The following is a 24,532-nucleotide window of genomic DNA, read 5'->3' on the forward strand; positions in this document are numbered from 1 at the left end:
CATGGAGGTACCCGACCCGTTCGCCGGGTTCGGCCCCGCCAGTCCCGGAAACGGGGTGCGGCGCTCCCCCAACATCTGGGACAACCCCGGGACCTACGAGCTCGAGAACACCGCGTTCGACCGCGCCGGCCTCCTGGCGGACACGATGCGAGCCATCGCCGACTGGTCGGACCGGGACGTCCTCGACGTCGGCTGCGGAACCGGGTTCCACCTGCCGTTCTTCGGCGCGAACGCCCGCAGCGTCGTCGGCGTCGAGCCGCACCCGCCCCTGGCCGCGATCGCCCGCCGCCGCACCCGCCGTACGGCGAACGTCACCGTGCTCGAGGGTGGGGCGGCCGACCTTCCGCTCGAGGACGCCTCGGTCGACGTCGCCCACGCGCGCTGGGCGTACTTCTTCGGCCCCGGCTGCGAGCCGGGCCTCGAGGAGCTCGACCGGGTCGTGCGCCCGGGCGGCGCGGCGTTCGTCATCGACAACGACCCGACCCGGTCCACCTTCGGCGGTTGGTTCCGCCGCGGCTTCCCGCGGGTCGACCCCGTCACGGTCGAGAGCTTCTGGACCGACCGGGGCTGGCAGCGCGAGCGGATCCTCACCGACTGGCAGTTCGACGACCACGCCGACTTCGCGTCCGTCGTCCGGATCGAGCTGCCGACGCAGGTGGCCGACGAGGTGCTCGAGGAGCACCCGACGGCGACCGGCACCGACTACGCGATCAACCTGTGGTGGCGCCGGTTCTGATCTCGGGCTTCGCATCGGCGGGCTTCGACGCACCGGCGTAGCACCAACCGAAGAAGAGCACGAGCAGCAGCCACGAACCGATCACCAGGCCGTACGCGAGCGCGTTGAGCCACCCCGGAACGTCGTCCTTGATCTCGCGCTGGAGGAACTGCTTCTCCGCCGACAACCGGACCACATCACCGTCGCGGGCGAGGATCTCGCGGCCGCGGTCGCTCGTGATCGCCGGGTCGTCCGGCGCGTGCAGCGGGATCGCCGCCATCGTGGTCGGCAGCAGGTGCACGCGGACCAGCGTCTTCCAGTTGCCGTACATCGGCAGCGGGTCGGCACTGCGGAACTCCCCGGGCCGTCCGGTCGGCTCCATCGCCACCCGGACCACCCCCGGCTTCTTCGCGACCGGATCCACCGGCGGGTCGACGGCGTCGGCCTTCGGGCCACGACCCTGCCAGGACAGGCCGTAGAGCCAGACCGCGTCGTCGACGGCGTCGGCCGGAGAGAACCTCACCACCACGTCGGAGGAGCAGCTCTCCTGCGACCCGGCGCAGTCGGTGCCCAGAGCGACCGTGGCCGAGATCTTGTCGTCGGTCATCCCGGGCGGGGCGAAGTAGGCCATCAGGACGACGGCGATGCCGATCCCGGCGAGACCGGTCCAGCGGAAGGTCGAGGCCGTCGGAGCCGGCCTCACCGGCGGCAGCTCTTCACCAGTAGCGTCGGCGCCCGCGACGTCGCGCAGCCGTGCGACGTGCCAGAGGCCCAGCAGCGCACCCCCGAGGGCAGCGACGGTTCCGACGGCGAGCATCACCGGCAGCGCCCCGGAGTCAATCGGCTGCGGCAGCGGCATGAACTTCTTGCTCCACAGCCACTCGGCGTACAGACCGACGGTGCCGACGGCGAGCGCCGAGACGAGCGCGAACGCGACGGCCCGACGCCTCGGCGGAAGAACCAGGGCTACCAGCTCGACGATCACTGCCGCCGGGACGAACAGCAGGAAGCGAGCCGTGAGCACGTCGGGGAGCAGCGAGACGGTGACCCAGAGGTAGGCGTGCACGCCGAGGTAGACGACCGCGGCGAAGAGCGCGCCGCCCGGACCGAACCAGGACCGCACCGCGGTCGTGATCCAGGTGAACACGAAGCCGGCGATGATGAACTGGGTCGCAGCCGGGTACTGCGGGACACCGAGGTCGAACTCCATCAGGAACGCGACCGGGATGAAGCAGAGCGCCAGGGCCAGGGCGCTGCGCCAGCGACCCAACGTCGTCCGGGTGCCGGGGGCACCGACCTGGTGGGCCTCGGCGAGGAGCAGCGGGATGCCGAGGATGCAGGTGACCGCACCGCCGATCATCATCACGTGGGTCGGACCCCACTCGGTGACGTCCTGCCCGAAGAGCCGGTGCCAGACGTCGTCGGCCGGGAAGCCCAGCAGGGCGATCTGGCCGGCGCCCAGGATGACCAGCGACCCCATCGGGACCCGCCAGGTCTTGGTGAGCCGGACCGTGCGCCGCGGGAGCGGGTCACGGGCCAGCCCCATGCTGAGCACGCCGGCGTGGGTGAAGCCGAGGATGCCGAAGAGGATGAAGTAGTGCGACGGGTTCGCGAGCGGACCCTCGTCGCGACCGTTCTGCATGTGGATCGGCACGTCCCACCACACACCGAACGCCGCGCAGAGCAGGGCGGCGAGCAGCAGGTACATCGGCAGGCCGACCCAGCGCGGGAGACCGTCGATCGTGGAGATCTTGTCGGCCAGCCTGCCGACCAGCGTGGGGTGGCCGGTGCGCTCGCGCAGCACCACCCAGCCGAAGGCGAGCATCACCGCCCCGACGAGGGCAGCGGCGATCAGGATCTCGCTGAACGCAGCGCCGCCGGCGCTGGGTGCAGCCTCGAGAGGAAGAGTCATGGGAGGTCCCCGTCCACGGTGCAGGTGAGCTGGTTATGTGTGACGCGGTGTTACACCTGGCGACAGTACCCAGATCGGACCGTCAGGTCACCCACCCGAGATGAGCGTCACGGATCGGGATCACGGAACCTCGACCACCACGACGACCTCGCCCAGACCGGCGAAGTCCCTGGGGTTGCGCGTGAAAACGGGCAGCCCCACCGACGCCGCAGTTGCGGCGATCAGCAGGTCAGCCATCCGACCGCCGCGCGCCTTCCGCCCTCGTGCCATCGTCATCGCGAAGATGCGGCCGTACGCACGGGCAGCACCGTCGTCGAACGGCAGCGCGTCAAAGGTGCGCTCCACCTGCTGCAGCCGGTCCTGGCGTCGGCCACGCTCTGCGGGGTCGGCCGTGGCGTGCGGGCCGGCAGCGAGTTCCGCCAAGGTGATCGCCGCGATGGCGCTTTCCCTGGGAAGCAGGTCGGGATCGATCTGGTCGAGGTCGAGCACGACCGAGGTGTCGAGGAGGCCCCGCTCGTGGCGTTCACGCACGCGGCGTCACGTCCTGGTCGACCACAGCGTCCACGTCGGCACGGAATCGTTCGTAGTCGATCCGAGGACCGTGCGTGAACAGGTCGACCAGGAGGTCCGAGCGCACGAAACGAGACCGACGAAGCGGGAGCAGTTCACCGATGGCGACGCCATTGCGCGTGACGAGAAAGGACTCCCCCGCGTCGAGCCCGCGCATGATCTCGCCGCTGTCGTTCCGTAGCTCACGTTGAGTGATCTCACGCATGGCTCACCGTAGCACGCGTGCTACACGGAGACGACGGGCCTGCTCAGCCGGTCCAGGAACGCGATCAGCAACGACTCCCGCAGCCGCGGCGGCGCCAGGTCGAGGAGTGCGTTCACCTCGGCCATCCGCTCGGGCAGCGCCAGGTCGCCGGACGCGGACTCCCCCACCAGGCCGGAAGCGGCCAGCAGCCCGTCGAAGTCCGCCTCGGTCAGTGCGGCCGGATCGAGCGCGGCGATGAAGTCCACCACGCCCGGGTCCACCACGACAGGACCGGCAGCGACCGCCGCCTCGACGGACTGCGTCAGAGCCTGCAGGAACTCCGGCACGTGGGCCAGGGTCGCCGCGGAGACGGACAGGTGGATGTTGGCCGGGTGCTCGCCGTAGGACATCTGCGGCTGGACGTACCAGTCCCGGGACGCCATCTCGTCGCACACGGTGAACGGGTCACAGGTCTCGTCGGTCACGAGCCCGATGAGCGAGGAGTCGGGCACCGCGAGCAGGGAGAGCGCGGGCACGTCCGCGAGGCCGGCCACGATCGCGTCGACCGTCGCGAACACGTCGTCCGCGAGCCGCTGGTAGCCCTCGTCGCCGAGCGTGTTCACCACCGCCCACGCGCCCGCCAGCGGACCACCGGACTTGGTGGACTGCATCGTGGAGTTCAGCATCGTGTAGCCCGGCCAGTCGGCGGCGGCGAAGTACTGCGGCCGACGGAGCTCGGCGTCGCGGTAGAGGAGCAGCGAGGTGCCCTTCGGGGCGTAGCCGTACTTGTGCAGGTCGACCGAGATCGACGTGACCCCCTCGACCGCGAAGGTCCACGCAGGCACGTCGCGGCCCAACCGCGCGGCGTACGGGAGCACCCAGCCGCCGATGCAGGCGTCGACGTGGAACCGGATCCCCCGTTCCTGCGCCGCGGCAGCCAGCTCGGTGATCGGGTCGACGACCCCGTGCGCGTACGACGGCGCACTGCCGACGACCAGGACGGTGCGCTCGGGGGCTTCGTCGATCGCCGCGATGGTGGCGGCCACGTCGGCACGGAAATCCGCACCGACCGGCACGAACACCGCCTCGACACCGAAGTAGTGCGCAGCCTTGTGGAACGCGGCGTGCACCGTCGTCGGCAGCACCATCCGCGGTCGCTCGACCTCCGGGCGCCCGTCACGCGCTGCCTGGACGGCGAGCAGGACCGACTCGGTACCTCCGGAGGTGACCGTGCCGACCCCCGCCCTCGGGTCCGTCCAGCAGCCTCAGCCCGAAGCCGACCAGCTCGTTCTCCATCTGCAGGAGGCTCGGGAACGCGGTCGGGTCCAGTCCGTTGGAACCGGCGTACGCCGCCACGGCCTCGCGACCGATCCGGTCCACCTCGGCGAGGCCGGAGTCGTAGACGTAGGCGAGCGTGCGACCGCCGTGCACCGGCAGGTCGGCGGTCTGACGGGCTCGCATCTCGGCAAGGACGTCTCGGGTCATGCGTCGACCTCCTCGGAAGTCAGTGAGTAGCGGGTCAGCCAGAACAGGCTGACCAGGACGAGCACCGCCGGGATGACCGAGAACCCGAGGGTGATCGCGGTGAGCGCGGAATCTGGCTGGGTGACCTTCTCGTCCTCGGTGTGCGAGACGTAGCCGCCGACGGCGAGCACCAGCGCGAACAACGCCGGGCCGAGCGCGAGCCCGAGGGTCTCCCCCGCGGTCCAGACGCCGGTGTAGACACCGACCCGGCTGGTGCCCGTACGCCGGGTGTCCACGGCGGCAGCGTCGGGCAGCATCGCCAGCGGGAAGACCTGGCAACCGGCGTACCCGACCCCGACCAGCGCGGTCGCGGCAAACACCAGGCCGCTCGGAGCGACCTTCGCGAGGACGGCGAGCAGGGCCCCGACGGCGAGGACGACCGAGGAGATCAGGTAGCCGCGCTTCTTGCCGATCCGCGCGCCGATCGCCGACCAGGCAGGGGTGAGCAGCAGCGCGGGCCCGACGAAGCACACGAACAGCACCGTTGAGGCGCCCTTGCTGTCGAGCACCTCGCGGGCGAGGTAGTCGACGCCGGCGAGCATCCCGCCGGTGGCCAGCGCCTGCAGGACGAAGGTGGTCAGCAGCAGCCGGAAGTCACGTGCCCCCGCGATCACCGCGAGCTGGTCGCGCAACGAGCCCGGGCCGGGTTCGACGACGCCGACGGGCGCCGAGCGGGTGCCCCGGTACGCCGCCACCACGCCGACCAGGATCAGCACGGCCATCGCAGCGCCCATCACCCGGTAGCCGTCGCGGCCGCCGATAGCGTCCCGGATACCGGGGGCCGAAGCGCCGGCGAGCATGATCGTGAACGCCAGGATGGCCACCCGCCAGGTCATCAGCCGGGTGCGCTCGTCGTAGGAGTCGGTCAGCTCGGCCGGCATCGCGACGTACGGCACCTGGAAGAACGCGTACGCCGTCGCGCACGCGAGGAACAGGGCGAGCACCCAGATCGCATCCAGGCTCCTCGAGCCCAGGTCGGGGCCGGCGAAGAGCAGCGCGAAGCAGATCGCCAGCGCGATGCCCGCGCGCAGCAGCCAGGGGCGCCGGGGACCGCGAGGATCGACCGTGCGGTCGCTGATCCGACCGGCGACCGGGTTGAGGAACACGTCCCACGCCTTGGGGGCGAAGACGATGAACCCCGCCACGACCGCCGCGATCCCGAGGGTGTCGGTCAGGTACGGCAGCAGCATCAGGCCGGGGACGGTGCCGAAAGCGCCGGTCGCCACCGACCCGGAGCCGTACCCCAGGCGGACGCCACGGGACAGCGAATCTTTCTGCACCATGGAAGGAGACTATGGGGTCGGCGGCTCAGCCGTCCCGCGACGTGGACCTGCGGACGACCAGGGTCGGTTCGAGCATCCGGGCGGGCTCCTCGACGTGGCGGTGCGAGAGCACGGTGTTGACCAGGTCGACGACCTCGATGGCGACCTGCTCGAGCGGTTGGCGCACCGAGGTCAACCCCGGCCAGGTGACCTGCGCTCCCAGGGAGTCGTCGAAACCCACCACCCCGACGTCGACACCGGGCCGCAGGTTGCGCTCGGCGAGCGCGTGCAGGACACCGATGCCGATGGTGTCGCTCGCGCAGGCGAAGCCGGTGACGCCGGTCCCCAGCAGCTCGTGCGCCGCCATCCGGGCGGCGTCGACGTTGTCGGTGATCCGGACGCCGAGCCCCGTGGTGTCCTTGCCCGCTGCCGCCATCGCGGTGGCCCAGCCCGACCGGCGGTCCTCGCCGATCCGCGAGGACTTCTCCCACCCCAGCCAGGCGACCCTGTCGTGGCCGAGCCCGAGGAGGTGCTCGGTCGCCAGCTGGGCGCCCTTCGCCCCGGCGACGTCGACCCAGGGGTGCCGCGCCGAGGTGTCGTCCCACGGGCGACCGAAGGTGACGAACGGCGCGCCGACCTTGCGCAGGAAGTCCGCCTGCGGAGTGCCGGCGTAGGTGTCGGTGATGATGAAGGCGTCGACCGCGGTCGAGCGCAGCAGCTGGTCGTAGCCGTCCAGCGGGTCCTCCGGGTCCCCCGAGAACAGCACGATGTGGTGCCCGGTCCTGGCCGTCGCCTCGACCAACGTGTGCACGAACCGGTCGATCAGGGCGTTGCTGGTGCCCTCCTCGGCCGCCTCGAAGCGCAGACCGATCAGGTGCGAGGAGCGGGTCCGGAGCTGGCGGGCGGCCCGGTTGGGCGTGTATCCGAGCTCGGCGATCACCGCCCGGACCCGCGCGAGGGTGTCCTCGCGGAGCAGCTCGGGGTTGTTCAGCGCGTTCGAGACGGTCTGCCGGGACACCCCGGCCCGCTCGGCAACGGTCGCCAGGGTCGGCTGGGGAGGCCCAGGACGACGGGCTGCTGGTCGCACGGCACCTCCTCGGTCGGTCGTTCGGGCCTGGATCGTTCCAATAGTAGGCGGGCCCCGCGCGCCGTCGGAAACCTGTCGGGAGTAGCACGTATGTTCGAACCATGGCGACGAAGAAGGCAGCTGCGGCCCCCTACTGCTGCGGCGAGTGCGGGTGGGAGACGGCGAAGTGGGTCGGGCGCTGCGGCGAGTGCCAGGCATGGGGCACGGTGGTGGAGCGCAGCGCTCCGAAGAGCCGGGTGCTCGCAGGCCCGGTGACCACGAAGGCGCTGCCGATCGGTGAGATCCCGGTCGAGGACGCCCAGTCGCGCAGCAGCGGCGTCCCCGAGCTCGACCGCGTCCTCGGCGGCGGACTGGTCCCCGGTGCCGCCATCCTCCTGGCCGGGGAGCCCGGTGTCGGTAAGTCGACATTGTTGCTCGAGGTCGCGGCCCAGACCGCGCGCTACAAGCACCGCACCCTGTACCTCACCGGCGAGGAGTCGGCTGCCCAGGTGCGCCTGCGCGCCGACCGGACCGGCGGCATCCAGGACGAGCTCTACCTCGCCGCCGAGACCGACCTGGGCGCCGTGCTCGGCCACGTCGAGCAGGTGAAGCCGACGCTGCTGGTCATCGACTCCGTCCAGACGATCAGTGCGAGCGACATCGACGGAGTCCCCGGCGGTGTCACCCAGGTCAAGGAGGTCGCGGCCGCCCTCATCCGGATGGCCAAGCTGCGCAACATCACGTTGGTCCTGGTCGGGCACGTCACCAAGGACGGCTCCATCGCAGGACCGCGGGTGCTCGAGCACCTCGTCGACGTGGTGCTGCACTTCGAGGGCGAGCGCGCGTCCCGGTTGCGGATGGTCCGCGCGGTCAAGAACCGGTTCGGTCCGGTCGACGAGGTCGGCTGCTTCGACCTCTCCTCCGAGGGCATCGTGGCGATCACCGATCCCACCGGACTCTTCCTCGACAGCCGCAACGGATCGGCCGCCGGCACCTGCGTCGCCGTGGCGATGGAGGGGCGGCGTCCCCTGCTCTCGGAGGTCCAGGCGCTGGTGACCCACTCCGCGGCGGAGCGGCCCCGGCGTACGACCTCGGGGGTGGACTCCTCGCGGGTCGCCATGATCCTGGCGATCCTCCAGCAGCACGCCGGCATCCGGCTGCACAGCCACGACGTGTTCGTCTCCAGCGTGGGCGGTGCCCGGCTGACCGAGCCCAGCAACGACCTGGCCATCGCACTCGCGATCGTGTCGGCGTACCGGGGGCGGCCGCTCGGCCGTCAGGTCGTCGCCGTCGGCGAGCTCGGTCTGTCCGGCGACCTCCGACGGGTGCGCGACATCGACGTCCGGCTGGCCGAGGCCGGCCGGATGGGGTTCCGCTCTGCCGCGGTGCCTGCGGAGGCTCCCGAGAACATCGGGCGCAGCCGGCTGATGGACGGCCTTCGCGTCGTCGACGTCGACACGATTCGCCGAGCAGTCGACATCCTCGGCATGTCGGAGGACGCAGGTGCGGCCTCGGGGAGCTGACCGGATCGATACCAAAGTCGGTCGGCCCGCCCCGAGCCAAGCCCTAGACTCAGCCACGTGGTAACCACCGACGACGCGCACGAGGCAGAGCGACTGCGCGCCACCCTGGCCAGCATCGCCCCGGGCACCGCCCTGCGCGACGGACTCGAGCGCATCCTGCGCGGTCGCACCGGCGCGCTGATCGTGCTCGGCAACGACAAGGTCGTCGACACGATCTCGACCGGCGGCTTCATGCTGGACGTTCCGTTCACCGCGACCGGCCTGCGCGAGCTCTGCAAGATGGACGGCGGCATCGTGCTGTCGGCGGACGGCAGCCGGATCATCCGCGCCAACGTACACCTGATGCCCGACCACACCATCCCCAGCGAGGAGACCGGAACCCGGCACCGCACCGCCGACCGGGTCGCGAAGCAGTCCGGGTTCCCGGTCATCTCGGTGTCGCAGTCGATGCAGATCATCGCGGCGTACGTCGGCGAGACCCGGTACGTCCTGGAGGACTCCGGCTCCATCCTGTCCCGCGCAAACCAGGCGCTGGCCACGCTCGAGCGGTACAAGCTCCGCCTCGACGAGGTCTCCAGCACGCTCTCGGCCCTGGAGATCGAGGATCTGGTCACGGTCCGCGACGTCGCGGTGGTCGCCCAGCGGCTCGAGATGGTCACCCGGATCGCGCGCGAGATCGACGACTACGTGCTCGAGCTGGGGACCGACGGGCGGCTGCTGTCGCTGCAGCTGGAGGAGCTCATCACCGGCGTCGACGCCGAGCGCGAGCTGGTCGTCCGCGACTACCTGCCCACCGGACGCCGCAAGCGCACCCCGGAGCAGGTCCTCTCCGACCTCGAGACGCTCTCCTCAGCCGACCTCGTCGACATCTCGATGGTCGCCAAGGCCCTCGGCCTCGGGCAGGCCGAGCACCTCGACGGTGCGGTGACCCCGCGCGGCTACCGGCTGCTCGCCAAGGTGCCGCGACTGCCCAGCACCGTGGTCGACGGGCTCATCGAGCAGTTCGACACCTTGCAGAAGCTGCTGTCGGCCGGTGTGGAGGACCTGCAGATCGTCGAGGGCGTGGGCGAGCTCCGGGCACGCAGCGTGCGCGAAGGACTGTCGCGGCTGGCGGAGTCCAGCATCCTCGAGCGGTACGTCTGAGCTGACCGTGCGAGCTCGCTCGCACGGTCAATGCGAAGAGGTCGAGCAAGCCCGCGGGTGAGCTGCGCGCCGTCCTGAGGAGCGAGCGTCTCGAAGGGAACCCGCGACGGCGGGTCGAAACCGGGCGAGGCGGGCGCAGACGTCACCACGTCTCCGCAAGCTCCACGACCGGGGTCTCTAGTGACCCGTGTTCACCGTGGCCGGAGTGCCGGTCGCCGACTTCTTCGGCTTCTTGGGCTTCTTCGTCTTCACCACGACCGGCCGCGGCGGCGTCGTCAGCTTGACGTCGGCCTCGCTCGGCTCGGATCCGACCGCCGCCGCGACGACCTCGTAGGTCCCGGGCGGCGCCCAGTCGGTCGACGGACTGCAGCTGCTGTCGGAGCCGCGGCCGTTCCAGGTCAGCTGGATCGTCGTCGCCGCAGCGCTGCGCACGACGACCGAGGACCGGCTGACCGACGCCGGGCAGTCCTGGCTCGACCAGACCTTCCCCTTGGCCGTGCTCACCTTGGCGACCACGGTCTTGGGGGTGACCTTGAACGTGCAGGCCGGACGGATGCCGGTGAGCTGCAGCGTCAGCGGGACCGCCCGCCCGGCTGGCGCCGTGCCGGCCACCGGGGTGACGGTGACGTCGTTCGCGTCGCAGGGGCCGTCGGGTTGCACCTCGGCGACCGGAGCGCCGCCACCGGCGCTCGTCGGCAGGGCCTTGCCGGGCAGCGGTCCGATGAAGGCCGGCTGGGGCGCGGCCGCGGTCGGAGTGCTCCTGGCCGAGGAGGTGCGTGCCTTCGCAGCAGGGTCTTCCGAGCCGCCACCGGCGCCGAGCAGCCGGGCGAACGCGAACACCAGCGCCAGCGCGGTGCCGAGCACCAGCGCCCGCCGGAACCAGTAGACCCTGGCCGGCAACCGGCCGGCAGTACGGGTCGAGGAGGTCATGGCTCCACGGTAAGGAAGAACCGCACGCGGGCGGCGGAGGCACACCGAGCGGCAACCGCTCGACTCGCTCCTCGTAGGCTCACCGACGTGGAGCCCGAGAACCCGCCCGAGAACACTCTGGTGGGACCCGTCACCGACTGGTACGCCGAGCACGCACGCGACCTGCCCTGGCGGCGTCCCGGCACGAGCCCGTGGTCGGTGATGGTCTCGGAATTCATGCTGCAGCAGACGCCGGTGGTGCGGGTGCTACCGGTGCACGAGACCTGGATGAACACCTGGCCGACGCCGGCCGCGCTCGCCGCAGCACCCAGCGGAGAGGCCGTGCGTGCGTGGGGCCGCCTGGGGTACCCCCGACGTGCGCTGCGGCTGCACGCCTCGGCGGTCGCGATCACCGAGCGGTTCGACGGCGAGGTTCCGGACACCTACGAGGACCTGCGCAGCCTGCCGGGAGTCGGTGACTACACCGCAGCGGCGATCGCGTCGTTCGCCTTCGGCCGCAGCCACGCGGTGCTGGACACGAACGTGCGCCGGGTGCTCGGGCGCGCCGTCTCGGGCGTCGAGTTCCCTGCGCCGTCGGTCACCGCCGCGGAGCGCACGCTCGCCGGCGCACTCGTCCCCGACGAGGACCCGGAGGTGTGGGCGATCGCGGTGATGGAGCTCGGCGCCCTCGTCTGCACGGCCGCCAACCCGTCCTGCGACCGCTGCCCCATCGTCGACCGCTGCGCCTGGCACCGGGCCGGACGGCCGCCGTACGACGGGCCGCCGCGCAAGGTCCAGACGTACGCCGGCACCGACCGGATGTGCCGGGGCCGCCTGCTCGCCGTGCTCCGGGACGCCGACGGCTCGGTCACCCAGGAGCGCCTGGACGCGGTCTGGGCCGACGCGGTCCAGCGCGAGCGTGCCCTGGCCTCGCTGATCGCCGACGGGCTCGTGGCCCGTCACGGCGACCGGTTCGCGCTCCCCGACTGACCTGCCGGGGAGCGCGCGACCTCAGCCGATCTTGGCCTTGCCGGTGGCCTCGGCCTTCTGGTCGTGGAGCAGCTTGCCCGCAGCGTCGACAGGGACGTAGGAGACTTCGAAGCTGATCCCCTGACCCTTCTCGTACCTGAAGTTCTCACCGACCGAGTACGACTGCCCCGGCGCCAGGGTGAAGGGGGCCTTGTGCGGTCCCTTGCCGGGGTCGAGGGCGTCGCTGTTGATGCCGACCTTCTCGAACAGTGTCTGGTCGACGACGGAGTCCATACCCTGCACGTACTTCCAGTCGTCGTACCGCGGGCTCACGTCCACCAACGAGAACCCCAGCGCGATCGGCTCGGTCCCAGTGTTCTTGACGACGTAGTTCACGAAGACCAGCGGGTCACCCTCGGCGATGATCGGCTTGTTCGTCGCGGGGTCGACGAACTGGCCCGACTTCGACGCGGTCTCGGTGCCGACCTGGTAGACGTCGACGCTCACCGCACCGGCCTTCACGGTGGTGAGCTTGGTGCCCTTGACGACGAGTGGTCGCGCCCACGGCGGCAGAGTGCCGTCGGCGTCGGTGCCCCCGGTGACCTCGGGGCTCGGGGTGGCCCCGGAGGTCGCGGCGGCCGTGGCGGCCGAAGTCGTCGCCGCCGTGGTCGGCTCGTGGTCGACGCTCTCGGCCGCGTCATCGGTGCCCCCGCAGCCGCTGAGGCTGACGGCACCGAGGACAACGGCTCCGGCTGCGGCAGCGCGCAGGGCCTGGGGGCGGGTACGGCGGATCATCGGATCTCCTTCGTCGGGTGCTCGCCGTCGCGCGACGGCGGCTTCCGAGGGAGACACCGACGGCGCGCACCGGCTTACGCCGGATCCCGGCGGCCCGACGAGACGGTGGTCACAACGGGGCGCGCTACCCGGCTGAGCGCCGGTCGTGGGCCAGGCTCGGGTCCGTCATCGCCCAGCGCACCACCCCGGCACCGACCACCCCGAGCTGTTCCCCGGGCCAGTCCCAGGCGGCGAACCGCGGCGGCAGCCGGAGCTCGCGTCGCGCCCAGCCGGGCAGGCTGGTGATCGCTCCTGCGACCAGCATCCCGTAGCCGGGCCGAGCGGCCAGCGGCAGCGGCGGGGACAGCAGCAGGAACCGCGCAACGTCGCGTGAGGCCGCGGTGGACTCCAGCTCGGGACGGAACGCGTCCAGCCGCTCCTGCAGCTCGGCGACCGTCGTCGGGGGCGTGGTCGCGCCGAGCCGAGCGGCGACCTCACCGCTCTGTCGGACGTAGGTGTCAGCGTCGGCGGGGCTCAGCGGCGCCGGACCGAAACGCTGGTAGGCGGTCAAGAAGCTGTCGACCTCGGCCAGGTGCACCCAGTCGAGCAGGTGCGGGTCGCTGGCGGCGTACGGGCGCCCGTCGGGAGCCTTGCCGCGGATGCGGGCGTGGATCCGGCGCACCTGCGCGATCGTCTCCTCGGCGTACTCGATCGTCCCGAAGGTGGTGCTGGCGAGGTAGCCGCTGGTGCGCTCGAGGCGCCCCCACGGGTCGGAGCGGTAGCCGGAGTGCCCGGCGACGCCGGCCATCGCCAGCGGGTGCAGGGACTGCAGCAGCAGCGCCCGGATGCCGCCGACGAACATCGAGGCGTCCGAGTGCACCGTCCAGATCGGGTCGCCCGGCGCGAACCAGCGCTCCCCCGGCGTTCCCCAGATCTCGGCCGCCTTGGCGGGGGCGTCGTCGCCGGCGACCTTTGCCCGCAACGTCTGGCCCAGGCCGCGGCGTACCGGTCGCACCAGCCCGCCCAAAACTGCCTCGACAGGCCCGGCCGCGAGGGCCGAGCCTGTCGAGAACAGGGTGCGCGTGGCGATCAGACGGGCGCTTCCTCGCCGCCGCCGGTCACCTCGACCGGCGGGGTGTCGGGCAGCTCGCCGCGGGCGTTGCCCTGGAACGTGAACACCTGCTCGGCGCCCTCGCCCTCGACATCGACCAGCACGATCTGGCCGGGGCCGACCTCGCCGTACAGCATCTTCTCGGCAAGGACGTCCTCGATCTCGCGCTGGACCGTCCGGCGCAGCGGACGGGCGCCCAGCACGGGGTCGAAGCCCCGGGTGGCGAGCAGGTCCTTCGCGGCCTGGGTGAGCTCGAGGCTCATGTCGCGGTCTTTCAGACGCAGCTCGACCGAGGCGACCATGTTGTCGACCATCGAGATGATCTGCTCCTTGCTCAGCGGCGGGAACACGATGATCTCGTCGACACGGTTGAGGAACTCGGGCCGGAAGTGCTGCTTGAGCTCCTCCTGGACCTTGTTCTTCATCCGCTCGTAGGTGCCCTGGGCGTCTGACGCGTTGCCGAAGCCGAGGCTGACGCCCTTGCTGATGTCGCGCGACCCCAGGTTCGTCGTCATGATGATGACGGTGTTCTTGAAGTCGACGATCCGGCCCTGGCTGTCGGTCAGGCGACCTTCCTCCAGGATCTGCAGCAAGCTGTTGAAGATGTCCGGGTGCGCCTTCTCGACCTCGTCGAAGAGGACCACCGAGAACGGCTTCCGGCGGACCTTCTCGGTCAGCTGACCACCCTCCTCGTAGCCGACGTAGCCCGGGGGCGAGCCGAAGAGCCGCGAGACGGTGTGCTTCTCGGAGAACTCCGACATGTCGAGCTGGATCAGCGAGTCCTCGTCACCGAAGAGGAACTCCGCCAGCGTCTTGGACAGCCACGTCTTACCGACGCCGGACGGGCCGGCGAAGATGAACGAGCCACCGGGACGCTTCGGGTCCTTCAGACCGGCACGCGTGCGACGGATCGCCCGGGACAGCGCCTTGACGGCCTCGTCCTGACCGATGACGCGCTTGTGCAGCTCGTCCTCCATCTTGAGCAGCCGGGTCGACTCCTCCTCGGACAGCTTGACGATCGGGATGCCGGTCGCGACGGCGAGGACCTCGGCGATGAGCTCCTCGTCGACCTCGGCCACGACGTCCATGTCACCGGCGCGCCACTGCTTCTCGCGCTCGCCGCGCGCCACGATCAGCTGCTTCTCCTCGTCACGCAGACGCGCGGCCGCCTCGAAGTCCTGACCGTCGATGGCGCCCTCCTTGCGCTTGCGCACCTCGGAGATCTTGTCGTCGAACTCGCGCAGGTCGGGCGGCGCGGTCATCCGGCGGATGCGCAACCGGGAACCGGCCTCGTCGATCAGGTCGATCGCCTTGTCCGGCAGGAAGCGGTCCGAGACGTAGCGGTCGGCCAGCGTCGCCGCGGCCACGAGGGCCTCGTCGGTGATGGTCACCCGGTGGTGCGCCTCGTACCGGTCGCGCAGCCCCTTGAGGATCTCGATGGTGTGCGCGATGGTCGGCTCCGCGACCTGGATCGGCTGGAATCGGCGCTCGAGCGCGGCGTCCTTCTCCAGGTGCTTGCGGTACTCGTCCAGCGTGGTCGCACCGATGGTCTGCAGCTCGCCGCGGGCCAGCATCGGCTTGAGGATGCTGGCGGCGTCGATCGCGCCCTCGGCGGCACCGGCACCGACGAGCGTGTGCAGCTCGTCGATGAACAGGATGATGTCGCCGCGGGTCTTGATCTCCTTGAGCACCTTCTTCAGGCGCTCCTCGAAGTCACCGCGGTAGCGCGACCCGGCGACCAGGGCGCCGAGGTCGAGCGAGTAGATCTGCTTGTCCTTCAGCGTCTCGGGCACGTCGCCGCGCACGATCGCCTGGGCCAGACCCTCGACGCAGGCGGTTTTGCCGACGCCGGGCTCGCCGATGAGGACCGGGTTGTTCTTGGTCCGTCGGGAGAGGACCTGCATGACCCGCTCGATCTCCTTCTCGCGACCGATGACCGGGTCGAGCTTCCCCTCCTTGGCCGCCTGGGTGTAGTTCCGGCCGAACTGGTCGAGGACCAGGCTCGAGCTCGGAGCGGCCTCGGGCGCCGTACCGGCCGCCTGCGCCTCCTTGCCCTGGTAGCCCGAGAGCAGCTGGATGACCTGCTGGCGGACGCGGTTGAGATCGGCGCCGAGCTTCTGCAGCACCTGGGCGGCAACACCCTCACCCTCGCGGATGAGGCCGAGCAGGATGTGCTCGGTGCCGATGTAGTTGTGGCCGAGCTGGAGGGCCTCGCGGAGCGAGAGCTCCAGGACCTTCTTGGCTCGGGGGGTGAAGGGGATGTGGCCGCTCGGTGCCTGCTGACCCTGGCCGATGATCTCTTCGACCTGGGCGCGCACGCCTTCGAGCGAGATGCCGAGGCTCTCCAGAGCCTTGGCCGCAATGCCGTCACCTTCGTGGATCAGTCCGAGCAGGATGTGCTCGGTACCGATGTAGTTGTGCGAGAGCATGCGGGCCTCTTCCTGGGCCAGCACGACAACACGACGGGCACGGTCTGTGAACCGTTCGAACATGGGCATCGCTCCTTGGACTACGTGGGACGCGCAACGTGCAACCCACACGTCTGACGAACCCTGATTCCACCCTACGTGTTCCGGTGAAAGTCCGTATCCGCTGTAAGCGAACACGGGACCCCGCGAAATGGCCGGGACCAACGACCTTCCGTGCAACCCTGACGGGGCCTGCAGCGTCCTAGTTCCCGGGTGCTGCTCGGCATCCTTCCGCCCCCAGAGAGGTCGTTGCCTCGTGAAGCACCCCCGCCATCCCCTGACCCGCGCCCTCCCCGTCGCGCTGGCCGTCGCAGCCCTGTCGCTGAGCATGCTGCCCGCGACCGCTGCCCCGGAGAAGAAGCCGTCGAAGAAGCCGGCGACGGTCCGGCTCTTCAGCCCCGACCGGACACCGACGATGACGGTGCACACCAACGCGGACGACCCCGACGACGAGTACGTGGACTTCAACCCCACGGTGTACCTGGAGTCGCGTCGCGGTCGGCTCGAGATCGACGTACGGCGACGCAGCGCCGCGAAGCCGGTCACGGCCACCATCCGGATCGGCAAGGAGACCAGGAAGTTCCCCCGAGCTCTCCTCGACGGCTTCAACGGCATCAAGGACGCGTTCGTGCTGACCTGGAAGTCGCCGGACGGCACGATCCTGGCGCAGACCAAGCAGAGCTGGTGTCCCAACGACGGCCAGCAGAGCCGACTCACCCCGCACGCGGCGACCCGGACGGCGTTCACCTACACCTGTGGCAGCCACCCCTTCACCCGCAGCATGCGCTGGGGCATCGACCGGGGCTGGTCGCGCCAGCTGCTCGGCTACCTCGAGGCACCCGAGGTCGACCTCGGCGACAAGGCGGTGCTCGAGCTCGCGCTGCGGCCCGAGCTCGGCAAGGCGCTGCGCATCCCTGCGGCCAAGCGCTCCGTGCGGTTCGACATCACCGTGAAGCACGTCGTCGACGACTTCGACGACGAAGGCGTGGCCCCCGAGCCGGGACCGGCGGGGACACGCGGCGTCGTCGGCCGGTCCGCGGCCGCCGGCCACGACCACCCCTCCGAGCCCGGCGGCGTCGGGCACCACAAGTTCCCGAAGTCGGTCCGGCCCGACCTGGTCTCGCTGCCGGCGTACGGGATCTCGGTCCACGAGGAGGGCGGGCGCGATCTGCTCGACTTCGCTGCCACGGTCTACAACGGTGGCCCGGGACCCCTGGTCGCGGAGGGCTTCCGCCGACGCAGCAAGCAGCTGATGGACGCGTACCAGTTCTTCTACCGGGGCGAGAAGCAGATCGGGTCGAACAAGGTCGGGACGATGGAGTACGACACCCGTGAGTCCCACCAGCACTGGCACTTCCACGACTTCGCGATCTACGACCTGGTGAACCAGAAGAAGGACAAGCTGCTGCGCACCAGCGGCAAGGAAGCCTTCTGCCTCGCCCCGACCGACGCCATCGACCTGCTCCGGCGGGGCGCCGAGGTCGAGCCGGGCAACGGCGACCTGTCCACTGCGTGCGGTGAGGCCAACTCGGTCTGGGTGCGCGAGGTCCTCGCTGCCGGCTGGGGTGACACCTACACCCAGCAGCGGGCGGGACAGTCGATCGACATCACCGGTCTGGCGAACGGGACCTACTGGATCCGGATCACCGCCAACCCGGGCAAGCGGCTCCAGGAGGTGACCCGGAAGAACAACCGCTCCTACCGTCGGGTGATCCTCGGCGGGACGCCGGGGGACCGCACGGTCACGGTGCCGAAGTACGGCCTGATCGACTCCGAGCGGTACGTCGGGGGCGAGGGGCCCGAAGGACCTGTCGACTGATCACCCGCACAGCAGAACGCCTCCGCACCGACTCGGTGCGGAGGCGTTCTGCTGTGGCGTCAGTGCGCGGCGAGGTAGGCGTCGCGAACCTCCGAGGAGACACGGCCGCGATCGGGGACGCTGAAGCCGTTCTCGCGCGCCCAGGCACGGATGTCGGACGGGCTCGGACCGCCGGCACGGTTGCGCTTCCGTCCTCCACCACGTCGGGCGTGCCCGACGAAAGGAGCCAGCGCGTCGCGGAGACGGGCGGCGTTCTTCTTGCTCAGGTCGATCTCGTACTCGCGGCCGTCGATCCCGAAGCTGACGGTCTCCTCGGCATCGCTTCCGTCGATGTCGTCGACCAGGACGATGTTGACCTTCTGCGCCATGAGATATTCCTTTGCTTTACGAAATCGATTAGCAAAGACATTACCCGACGCCCCGATAAATCATTCCGGGCGGAGCAACGGGAAAAGAATGGTCTCGCGAATACCGGCCCCAGTGAGCAGCATGATCAGCCGGTCGACGCCCATTCCCATGCCTCCGGCGGGCGGCATGCCGTACTCCATCGCCTTGAGGAAGACCTCGTCGAGCTCCATCGCCTCGGGGTCGCCGGCTGCTGCGAGGAGGGACTGCGCGGTGAGCCTCTCCCGCTGGACGACGGGGTCGTTGAGCTCGGAGTACGCCGGCGCCAGCTCGACCCCGTTGATGATCAGGTCCCACGCCTCGTTCAGGCCGGGCTTGGAGCGGTGCGCCTTCGCGAGCGGCTTCACCGCCGCGGGGTAATCCATGACGAAAGTCGGGTTGATGAGGGAATCCTCGACGAGCTGCTCGTAGAGCTCGACGACAATCTCCTCCGCACCCCATTTCGGTTGCAGCTCGACCTCGCGCGCGGCCGCGTGCTTCTTCAGCTCCTCGGCAGACGTTTCCACGGTGATTTCCTCACCCAGGGCATCCGAGACCAGGTCGAGGATCGGGGCCTGGCGCCACTCGGCCTCCAGGTCGATCTCGCTGCCGTCGCGCCCGGGCACGACCGTGCGGCCGACCTCGCGGGCGGCGTTGAGCACCAGGTCGCGGGTCAGCTGCATCATCGTGAACTGGTCGCCGTAGGCCTGGTACGCCTCGAGCATCGAGAACTCCGCCGCGTGGGTGGAGTCGAGGCCCTCGTTGCGGAAGGTGCGCCCGATCTCGTAGACGCGGTCGACGCCGCCGATCATGGCGCGCTTCAGGTCGAGCTCCAGCGCGATCCGGAGCAGCATCGGCTGGTCGAGCGCGTTCAGGTGGGTCTTGAACGGACGCGCCGCCGCCCCGCCGTTGGTGAGCTGCAGGATCGGCGTCTCGACCTCGAGGTAACCCTGGCTGTCGAGCGTGTGGCGCAGGCTGCGCAGCACCGTCGCCTTGGTCCTGACCATGTCGCGCGGTTCGGGCCGGATCATCATGTCGACGTACCGAAGCCGGATCCGGGCCTCGTCGGAGAGCACCGTGTGCTCGTTGGGCAGCGGGCGCAGCGTCTTGGCCGCGACCTCCCAGGTGCTCGCCTGGACCGAGAGCTCTCCGCGACGGCTCGTGATCACCTCGCCGGTGACCGCGAGCAGGTCACCGAGGTCGACCAGCGCCTTGAACTCCGCGAGCGACTCCTCGCCGATGTCGGCCAGCGACAGCATCACCTGGATCTCCGAGCCGTCGCCCTCGCGCAGGCGGACGAAGCACAGCTTCCCGGTGTTGCGCAGGAAGATCACCCGCCCGACGATGCTGACGGTCTGCCCGGTGTGCGTGTCGGGCTCCAGCTCGCCGGCCTCCAGACGCGGGTCGTAGGTCTCCCGGATCTCCTTCACCGTGTGCGTGCGCTCCACCGCGATCGGGTAGGCCTGCTTGCCGGACTCCAGCAGCTTCGCGCGCTTGTCGTGCCGGACCTGCATCTGCTCAGGCAGGTCGTCCACGGGGGTCTCGGGCTGGTCGGTCATGCGCGCAAGGCTATCGGTCGCCGAGAGGGCACAGATGTCCCGCCCCGGGTCGCCGAGAGGGCACAGATGTCCCGCCCCTTGCCGCTGAGAGGGCACAGATGTCCCGCCCCTTGCCGCTGAGAGGGCGCAGATGTCTCAGTCGATGGCGCCCACCGGTCACAGATGTTCTCCACCGACGTCTTCGGCGACGCGTTGCGCACAAGTCGCACGACGCGCGTCCCCCTGCGGAGGCAACGGGTCGAGCCTGCCTCATGGACATCGACCGCGACCTGCCCTTCACCGACCGACCGTTCACCTACCAGCAGGCGCTCGCCACCGGGGTGTCACGACGCCGGCTCAGGACCCTGCTCGACGCAGGACTCGTACGCCGACTCCTCGCGGGCGTCTATGTCCGCCACGACGCCCAGGACAGCCAGCTCCTCCGAGCCCGGGCGCTCGCACTCGTCGTTCCGAAGGGGTACGTCGTCACGGACGAGAGCGCGGGTTGGTTGGCAGGCGCGCCGATGATCCTTCGCCCCGGTTCCCACCTCGCCGTACCGCCGTTGACGATCTTCGGAGCCGATGGCCAGAACCGACTGCGGAACGAGCTCACCGACAGCGGCCGTCGGCGCCTGATCAGGAGAGACATCCACGTGGTCCACGGCATCCAGGTCACCACCCCGCTGCGCACAGCGCTGGATCTCGGCCGGTTGAGGCAGCGCGACCGGGCCATAGCGGCGCTCGATCAGCTGATGGCAGTGGGGCGATTCAGCCACGAGGATCTCCAACGCGAAACTCTCCGGCTCCGAGGTTTTCGCGGCGTACGCCAGCTGCGCGCGCTGACGCCGCTCGTCGATCCGCGCAGCGAGTCGCCGGGCGAGTCGGCGCTTCGACTCCGCTTTCACGACGCCGGTCTTCCCCGACCCGAGTGCCAGCTGGACATCCACGACGAGGACGGTGTCTTCCTCGGGCGCGGCGACCTCGCGATCGAGGACATCCGCTTCCTCGCCGAGTACGACGGCGAGAGGTGGCACGGGGAAGGACGAGCCGCCCACGACGCGGAACGCCGCGACGCGCTCAAGAGGTCGGGCTGGACCGTGCGCGTGCTGACGAAGGCCGACGTCTTCGGCAGGACGCAGGATGTCACCAAGATCCTCATCGGCGGCGTGAACGATGCGCGGGCGCGGATGTGGACATGGAACTTCGAGCGCGCCTGATGAGACATCTGCGCCCGCTCGGCAGCTTGTAGCGGGACATCTGTGCCCGCTCGGCGATCAGGTGTTGCGGGCGAAGACCAGCTCGAGACCGCGCAGGGTCAGCCACGGGGAGTGTTCGGTGATCGAGCGGCACTCGTCGACCACGACCGGGGCCAGGCCGCCGGTGGCGATCACGTGCACCTCGGACGCCGGGACGCCGAGCTCGCCGATCATCCGCTCGACGATCCCGTCGACCTGACTGGCGAACCCGAAGACCATGCCGGACTGCAGCGCCTCGACGGTGTTCTTCGCGATGACGGTGCGCGGCCGGAGCAGCTCGACCTTGCGCAGCTGCGCGCCACGGCGGCCGAGGGCCTCCAGCGAGATGTCGATCCCCGGCGAGATCGCGCCGCCGATGTACTCCCCGCGCGCGCTGACCACGTCGAAGGTGGTGGCGGTGCCGAAGTCGACGACGATCGCCGGGCCGCCGTACAGGGTGGCTGCGGCGAGCGCGTTCACCACGCGGTCGGCCCCGACCTCGCGCGGGTTGTCCATCAGCACCGGTACGCCGGTCCGGACGCCGGCCTCGACGACCACCGACGGGACGTCACCGAAGTAGCGCGCAAGCATGTCGCGCCACTCGTGCAGCACCGAGGGCACCGTCGCGCAGACGGCGATCCCGTCGGGGACGCCGTCGTGGGCGAGCGCAGTCGAGTCCTCGATCAGGCCCCGCAGCAGCACGAACCACTCGTCGGCGGTCCGGGTCTCCAGCGTCGCGACCCGCCAGTGGTCCTGGACCTCGCCGCCGGCGAGCAAGCCGAGGGTGGTGTGCGAGTTGCCGATGTCGGCGGTCAGGAGAGTCATCGGTCCTCCGGCAGGTCCAGGCCGATGTCGAAGACCTTGACCGAGTGCGTCAGCGCGCCCACCGAGATGAAGTCGACGCCCGTCCCGGCCACCTCGCGAGCGCGGTCGAAGGTGAGTCCGCCGGACGCCTCGAGCACCGTCCCGGTCCCGGCGGCGTCGCGCAGCTCGACCGCCTCGGCCATCATCGCGTTGCTCATGTTGTCCAGCAGGATCCGCTCGCAGCCCACCCCCAGCAGGTCGCGGACCTGGTCGAGATCGGTCACCTCCACCTCGACAGGCAGGTCGGGGTAGCGCTCCTTGACCGCCCGGTACGCCGGCAGCACGCCGCCGGCTGCCACCACGTGGTTGTCCTTCACCAGTGCCATGTCCGACAGGCTGAACCGGTGGTTCACGCCGCCGCCGCACCGCACGGCGTACTTCTGGAGAGCGCGGTACCCGGGAAGCGTCTTGCGTGTGTCGAGCACCCGGGCGTTGGTGCCGGCGAGCGCACCGACCCACGCGGCTGTGGCGGTCGCGACACCGGAGAGGTGGCACGCGAAGTTCAGGGCGGTGCGTTCAGCGATCAGGACGCCCTTCACCGGGCCGGTCACCCGGAGGACCACGTCGCCCGCGGCGACCGACGTGCCGTCGGCCACCCGGTCGGACAGCGTGACCTCGTCGCCGAGGACGTAGTGGAAGACCATCGCGGCGACGCCGAGACCGGCGACGACACCCGCCTCGCGCGCGCCGAAGTCCGCGGTGACTACCTCGTCGGGCAGGGTCGCCTCGCTGGTCACGTCGATGCCGGTGCCGTTCGGCGGCAGGTCCTCGGCGAGGGCCTCGACGATCGCGGCGTAGACCGCGCGCGGGTCGAGGCCGGCCTCGGCGAGCTCGGTGACCAGCGCCGCCGGCAGGGCGTCGTACGGCGTGGCCGCGATGGACGCGCTCACAGCTGCCCTCGGTCGGTGGCGTCCGCCGGGTTGAAGGTGATCACCGGCGTGCCGTCGACCAGCACCACGTCGAAGTGCCCGGCGAAGTCGGCGTCGTTGCGGTCGGCGAAGTCCTCGCGCCAGTGCGTCCCGCGGGTCTCCTCGCGCAGCGCCGCACTCGCCGCCAGGGCAGCGCTGATCGACACCAGGTTGGTGGTCTCCCAGCCCTCGGTGCCCTCCTCGCCCTCGGTCTGGGCGAGCTCCGCCAGGGCTGCGCTCGCGGCAGCCAGGCCGGGAGCGTTGCGCAGCACGCCGACCTGCTCGGTCATCGTCGCCTGCATCGCGGTGCGGACCTTGGCCGCGACGACGCCCGGCGTACGACGGTCCTCGGCCGGTTCTGACTGCTCACCGAGCTCGTCGGGGAGCACCGCAGCGATCCGCCGCGAGAACACCAGGCCTTCGAGCAGCGAGTTGGACGCCAGGCGGTTGGCTCCGTGCACTCCGGAGCAGGCGACCTCGCCGGTGGCGTAGAGACCGGGGATGGTCGAGCGTCCCCACAGGTCGGTCGCGACGCCGCCGGAGGCGTAGTGGCAGGCGGGCGAGACCGGGATCAGCTCGGTGACCGGGTCGACGCCGTGGCTGCGAGCTGTCGCCAGGATCGTGGGGAAGCGTCGCTCCCAGAACTCCTTGCCCAGGTGGCGGGCGTCGAGCCACATGTGCGGCTTGCCCTCTTCGTGCATCTTGCGGGTGATCGCCTTGGCGACCACGTCGCGCGGGGCGAGGTCCGCGAGCTCGTGCACGCCCTGCATGAACCGGTTTCCCTCGAAGTCCACCAGGAAGGCGCCCTCGCCGCGGACGGCCTCGGAGATCAACGGCTGCTGGCCGGTCGAGTCCGGCCCGAGGTACATCACGGTCGGGTGGAACTGGACGAACTCCAGGTCGCGCAGCACTGCCCCGGCACGCAGCGCGAGCGCCATCCCGTCGCCGGTCGAGACCCCGGGGTTGGTTGTCTGCGAGAAGACCTGACCGAGACCGCCGGAGGCCAGGACGACCGCACGGCAGCGGACCTCGCCCACCCCGTCGCGCTGGCCCTCGCCCATCACGTGCAGGGTGAGCCCGCACACGGACCCAGCCGCGTCCAGCTGCAGGTCCACCGCGAGGGCGTGCTGGATGACCTCGATCTCCGGCGCCGCTTCGATCGCGGCGACCAGCGCCCGCTGGATCTCAGCGCCGGTGGCGTCGCCGCCGGCGTGCGCGATCCGGTCGCGGTGATGACCGCCCTCCCGGGTCAGCGAGAGCTCGCCGGCGGCGGAGTGGTCGAAGTTGGCGCCGAGCGCGATCAGCTCGCGGACCGCTTCCGGACCCTCGTTGACGAGCACCCGGACGGCCTCGAGGTCGCAGGCGCCGGCACCGGCGACGAGGGTGTCGAGCTCGTGCTCGGCCGGGGTGTCACCCGGTCCGAGCGCCGCAGCGATACCCCCTTGGGCCCACTGGGTCGATCCGGCCGACAGGACGTCCTTGGTGACGACCAGGATCTTGTCGACGTGGCCGCGCAGCCGCAGGGCAGCGGTGAGGCCGGCGATGCCGGTCCCGATCACCACGACGTCAGCCGTGCGCGACCAACCGGGCTCGCCGGCGAGGAGTCGTTCGGGGACCCGGATCACGGCGACGTGCCGTGGACGAGCGAAGCGAG

22 protein-coding genes are annotated in these 24,532 nt (G+C 70.5%); 6 read left to right on the forward strand and 16 right to left on the reverse strand.

The genetic code is table 11. The features are described from left to right. Window position 1 precedes the first annotated feature (1 nt). Window positions 2-736, forward strand: a complete 735-nt coding sequence (locus ABIE44_RS06790; protein WP_209720364.1) for a class I SAM-dependent methyltransferase — start codon at window positions 2-4, stop codon at window positions 734-736. Here the strand turns inward: ABIE44_RS06790 and ABIE44_RS06795 are convergent. The 7 genes from ABIE44_RS06795 to ABIE44_RS06825 form a co-directional block, all read right to left on the reverse strand. Continuing rightward, the gene (locus tag ABIE44_RS06795) at window positions 711-2,627 is read right to left on the reverse strand and encodes a hypothetical protein (RefSeq protein WP_209720361.1); all 1,917 of its coding nucleotides are present in this window, start codon (window positions 2,625-2,627) and stop codon (window positions 711-713) included. The genes ABIE44_RS06790 and ABIE44_RS06795 overlap by 26 nt on opposite strands. Before the next feature lie 120 nt (window positions 2,628-2,747). Continuing rightward, entirely contained in the window at window positions 2,748-3,158 is a 411-nt protein-coding gene (locus ABIE44_RS06800) for a type II toxin-antitoxin system VapC family toxin (protein WP_209720358.1), read from the reverse strand. Next, entirely contained in the window at window positions 3,151-3,402 is a 252-nt protein-coding gene (locus ABIE44_RS06805; protein ID WP_209720355.1) for a type II toxin-antitoxin system Phd/YefM family antitoxin, read from the reverse strand. The genes ABIE44_RS06800 and ABIE44_RS06805 overlap by 8 nt, the downstream gene beginning before the upstream one ends. A gap of 20 nt (window positions 3,403-3,422) precedes the next feature. Then, a complete protein-coding gene (locus tag ABIE44_RS06810) occupies window positions 3,423-4,583 on the reverse strand; it encodes a pyridoxal phosphate-dependent decarboxylase family protein (RefSeq protein ID WP_354438369.1) in 1,161 nt (386 codons plus the stop codon). Beyond that, on the reverse strand, window positions 4,558-4,866 hold the full coding sequence (locus ABIE44_RS06815) for a hypothetical protein (protein WP_354437899.1): 309 nt from the start codon (window positions 4,864-4,866) through the stop codon (window positions 4,558-4,560). Before ABIE44_RS06815 ends, ABIE44_RS06810 begins: the two co-directional genes overlap by 26 nt. Next, window positions 4,863-6,188: an MFS transporter gene (locus ABIE44_RS06820; RefSeq protein ID WP_209720350.1), complete on the reverse strand. Its 1,326-nt coding sequence runs from the start codon at window positions 6,186-6,188 to the stop codon at window positions 4,863-4,865. Before ABIE44_RS06820 ends, ABIE44_RS06815 begins: the two co-directional genes overlap by 4 nt. Window positions 6,189-6,213: 25 nt before the next feature. After that, complete coding sequence (locus tag ABIE44_RS06825) at window positions 6,214-7,254, reverse strand: LacI family DNA-binding transcriptional regulator (RefSeq protein WP_354437900.1); 1,041 nt, start codon at window positions 7,252-7,254, stop codon at window positions 6,214-6,216. 101 nt (window positions 7,255-7,355) lie between these two features. On the opposite strand from ABIE44_RS06825, the gene radA reads away from it, so the two are divergent. Both radA and disA read left to right on the forward strand, forming a co-directional pair. Then, the gene (radA, locus tag ABIE44_RS06830; RefSeq protein ID WP_209720344.1) at window positions 7,356-8,756 is read left to right on the forward strand and encodes a DNA repair protein RadA; all 1,401 of its coding nucleotides are present in this window, start codon (window positions 7,356-7,358) and stop codon (window positions 8,754-8,756) included. Window positions 8,757-8,813: 57 nt separating this feature from the next. Further along, a complete protein-coding gene (disA, locus tag ABIE44_RS06835; protein ID WP_209720340.1) occupies window positions 8,814-9,899 on the forward strand; it encodes a DNA integrity scanning diadenylate cyclase DisA in 1,086 nt (361 codons plus the stop codon). A gap of 177 nt (window positions 9,900-10,076) precedes the next feature. Here the strand turns inward: disA and ABIE44_RS06840 are convergent, their stop codons facing one another. After that, entirely contained in the window at window positions 10,077-10,829 is a 753-nt protein-coding gene (locus tag ABIE44_RS06840) for a hypothetical protein (RefSeq protein ID WP_209720337.1), read from the reverse strand. 87 nt (window positions 10,830-10,916) lie between these two features. On the opposite strand from ABIE44_RS06840, the gene ABIE44_RS06845 reads away from it, so the two are divergent. After that, window positions 10,917-11,798: an HhH-GPD family protein gene (locus tag ABIE44_RS06845; protein ID WP_354437901.1), complete on the forward strand. Its 882-nt coding sequence runs from the start codon at window positions 10,917-10,919 to the stop codon at window positions 11,796-11,798. Window positions 11,799-11,819: 21 nt separating this feature from the next. On the opposite strand, the gene ABIE44_RS06850 is transcribed toward ABIE44_RS06845, so the two are convergent. From ABIE44_RS06850 to ABIE44_RS06860, 3 genes are all read right to left on the reverse strand, one after another. After that, complete coding sequence (locus ABIE44_RS06850; protein ID WP_209720335.1) at window positions 11,820-12,572, reverse strand: hypothetical protein; 753 nt, start codon at window positions 12,570-12,572, stop codon at window positions 11,820-11,822. A 124-nt stretch (window positions 12,573-12,696) separates the two neighbouring features. After that, complete coding sequence (locus tag ABIE44_RS06855) at window positions 12,697-13,566, reverse strand: oxygenase MpaB family protein (RefSeq protein ID WP_209720332.1); 870 nt, start codon at window positions 13,564-13,566, stop codon at window positions 12,697-12,699. A gap of 74 nt (window positions 13,567-13,640) precedes the next feature. Then, window positions 13,641-16,154 (reverse strand): ATP-dependent Clp protease ATP-binding subunit, encoded by a 2,514-nt coding sequence (locus ABIE44_RS06860; RefSeq protein ID WP_209720330.1) that lies wholly within the window; start codon window positions 16,152-16,154, stop codon window positions 13,641-13,643. A gap of 232 nt (window positions 16,155-16,386) precedes the next feature. Here ABIE44_RS06860 and ABIE44_RS06865 point away from each other — a divergent pair, with 232 nt between their 5' ends. Further along, window positions 16,387-17,949, forward strand: a complete 1,563-nt coding sequence (locus ABIE44_RS06865; protein WP_209720327.1) for a lysyl oxidase family protein — start codon at window positions 16,387-16,389, stop codon at window positions 17,947-17,949. Window positions 17,950-18,008: 59 nt separating this feature from the next. Here the strand turns inward: ABIE44_RS06865 and ABIE44_RS06870 are convergent, their stop codons facing one another. Together ABIE44_RS06870 and lysS are read right to left on the reverse strand one after the other, a co-directional pair. After that, entirely contained in the window at window positions 18,009-18,317 is a 309-nt protein-coding gene (locus ABIE44_RS06870; protein WP_209720324.1) for a histone-like nucleoid-structuring protein Lsr2, read from the reverse strand. A gap of 60 nt (window positions 18,318-18,377) precedes the next feature. After that, entirely contained in the window at window positions 18,378-19,892 is a 1,515-nt protein-coding gene (lysS, locus tag ABIE44_RS06875; RefSeq protein WP_209720321.1) for a lysine--tRNA ligase, read from the reverse strand. Window positions 19,893-20,143: 251 nt separating this feature from the next. Between lysS and ABIE44_RS06880 the strand changes: the two genes are divergently transcribed. Further along, window positions 20,144-21,088, forward strand: coding sequence for a type IV toxin-antitoxin system AbiEi family antitoxin (locus ABIE44_RS06880; protein ID WP_209720318.1), 945 nt, complete (start codon window positions 20,144-20,146; stop codon window positions 21,086-21,088). Window positions 21,089-21,145: 57 nt separating this feature from the next. Here ABIE44_RS06880 and ABIE44_RS06885 read toward each other — a convergent pair whose 3' ends face one another. From ABIE44_RS06885 to ABIE44_RS06895, 3 genes are read right to left on the reverse strand one after another with little or no spacing between them, the layout of a single operon-like run. Beyond that, window positions 21,146-21,931, reverse strand: a complete 786-nt coding sequence (locus ABIE44_RS06885; protein ID WP_209720315.1) for a type III pantothenate kinase — start codon at window positions 21,929-21,931, stop codon at window positions 21,146-21,148. After that, window positions 21,928-22,860: a carboxylating nicotinate-nucleotide diphosphorylase gene (gene nadC / locus ABIE44_RS06890; protein ID WP_209720312.1), complete on the reverse strand. Its 933-nt coding sequence runs from the start codon at window positions 22,858-22,860 to the stop codon at window positions 21,928-21,930. Before nadC ends, ABIE44_RS06885 begins: the two co-directional genes overlap by 4 nt. After that, on the reverse strand, window positions 22,857-24,503 hold the full coding sequence (locus tag ABIE44_RS06895; RefSeq protein WP_209720309.1) for an L-aspartate oxidase: 1,647 nt from the start codon (window positions 24,501-24,503) through the stop codon (window positions 22,857-22,859). The genes nadC and ABIE44_RS06895 overlap by 4 nt, the downstream gene beginning before the upstream one ends. Between the last annotated feature and the right edge of the window lie 29 nt (window positions 24,504-24,532).

The sequence above is a fragment of the Marmoricola sp. OAE513 genome (genome assembly GCF_040546585.1).
In the GTDB taxonomy this organism is placed as follows: domain Bacteria; phylum Actinomycetota; class Actinomycetes; order Propionibacteriales; family Nocardioidaceae; genus Marmoricola.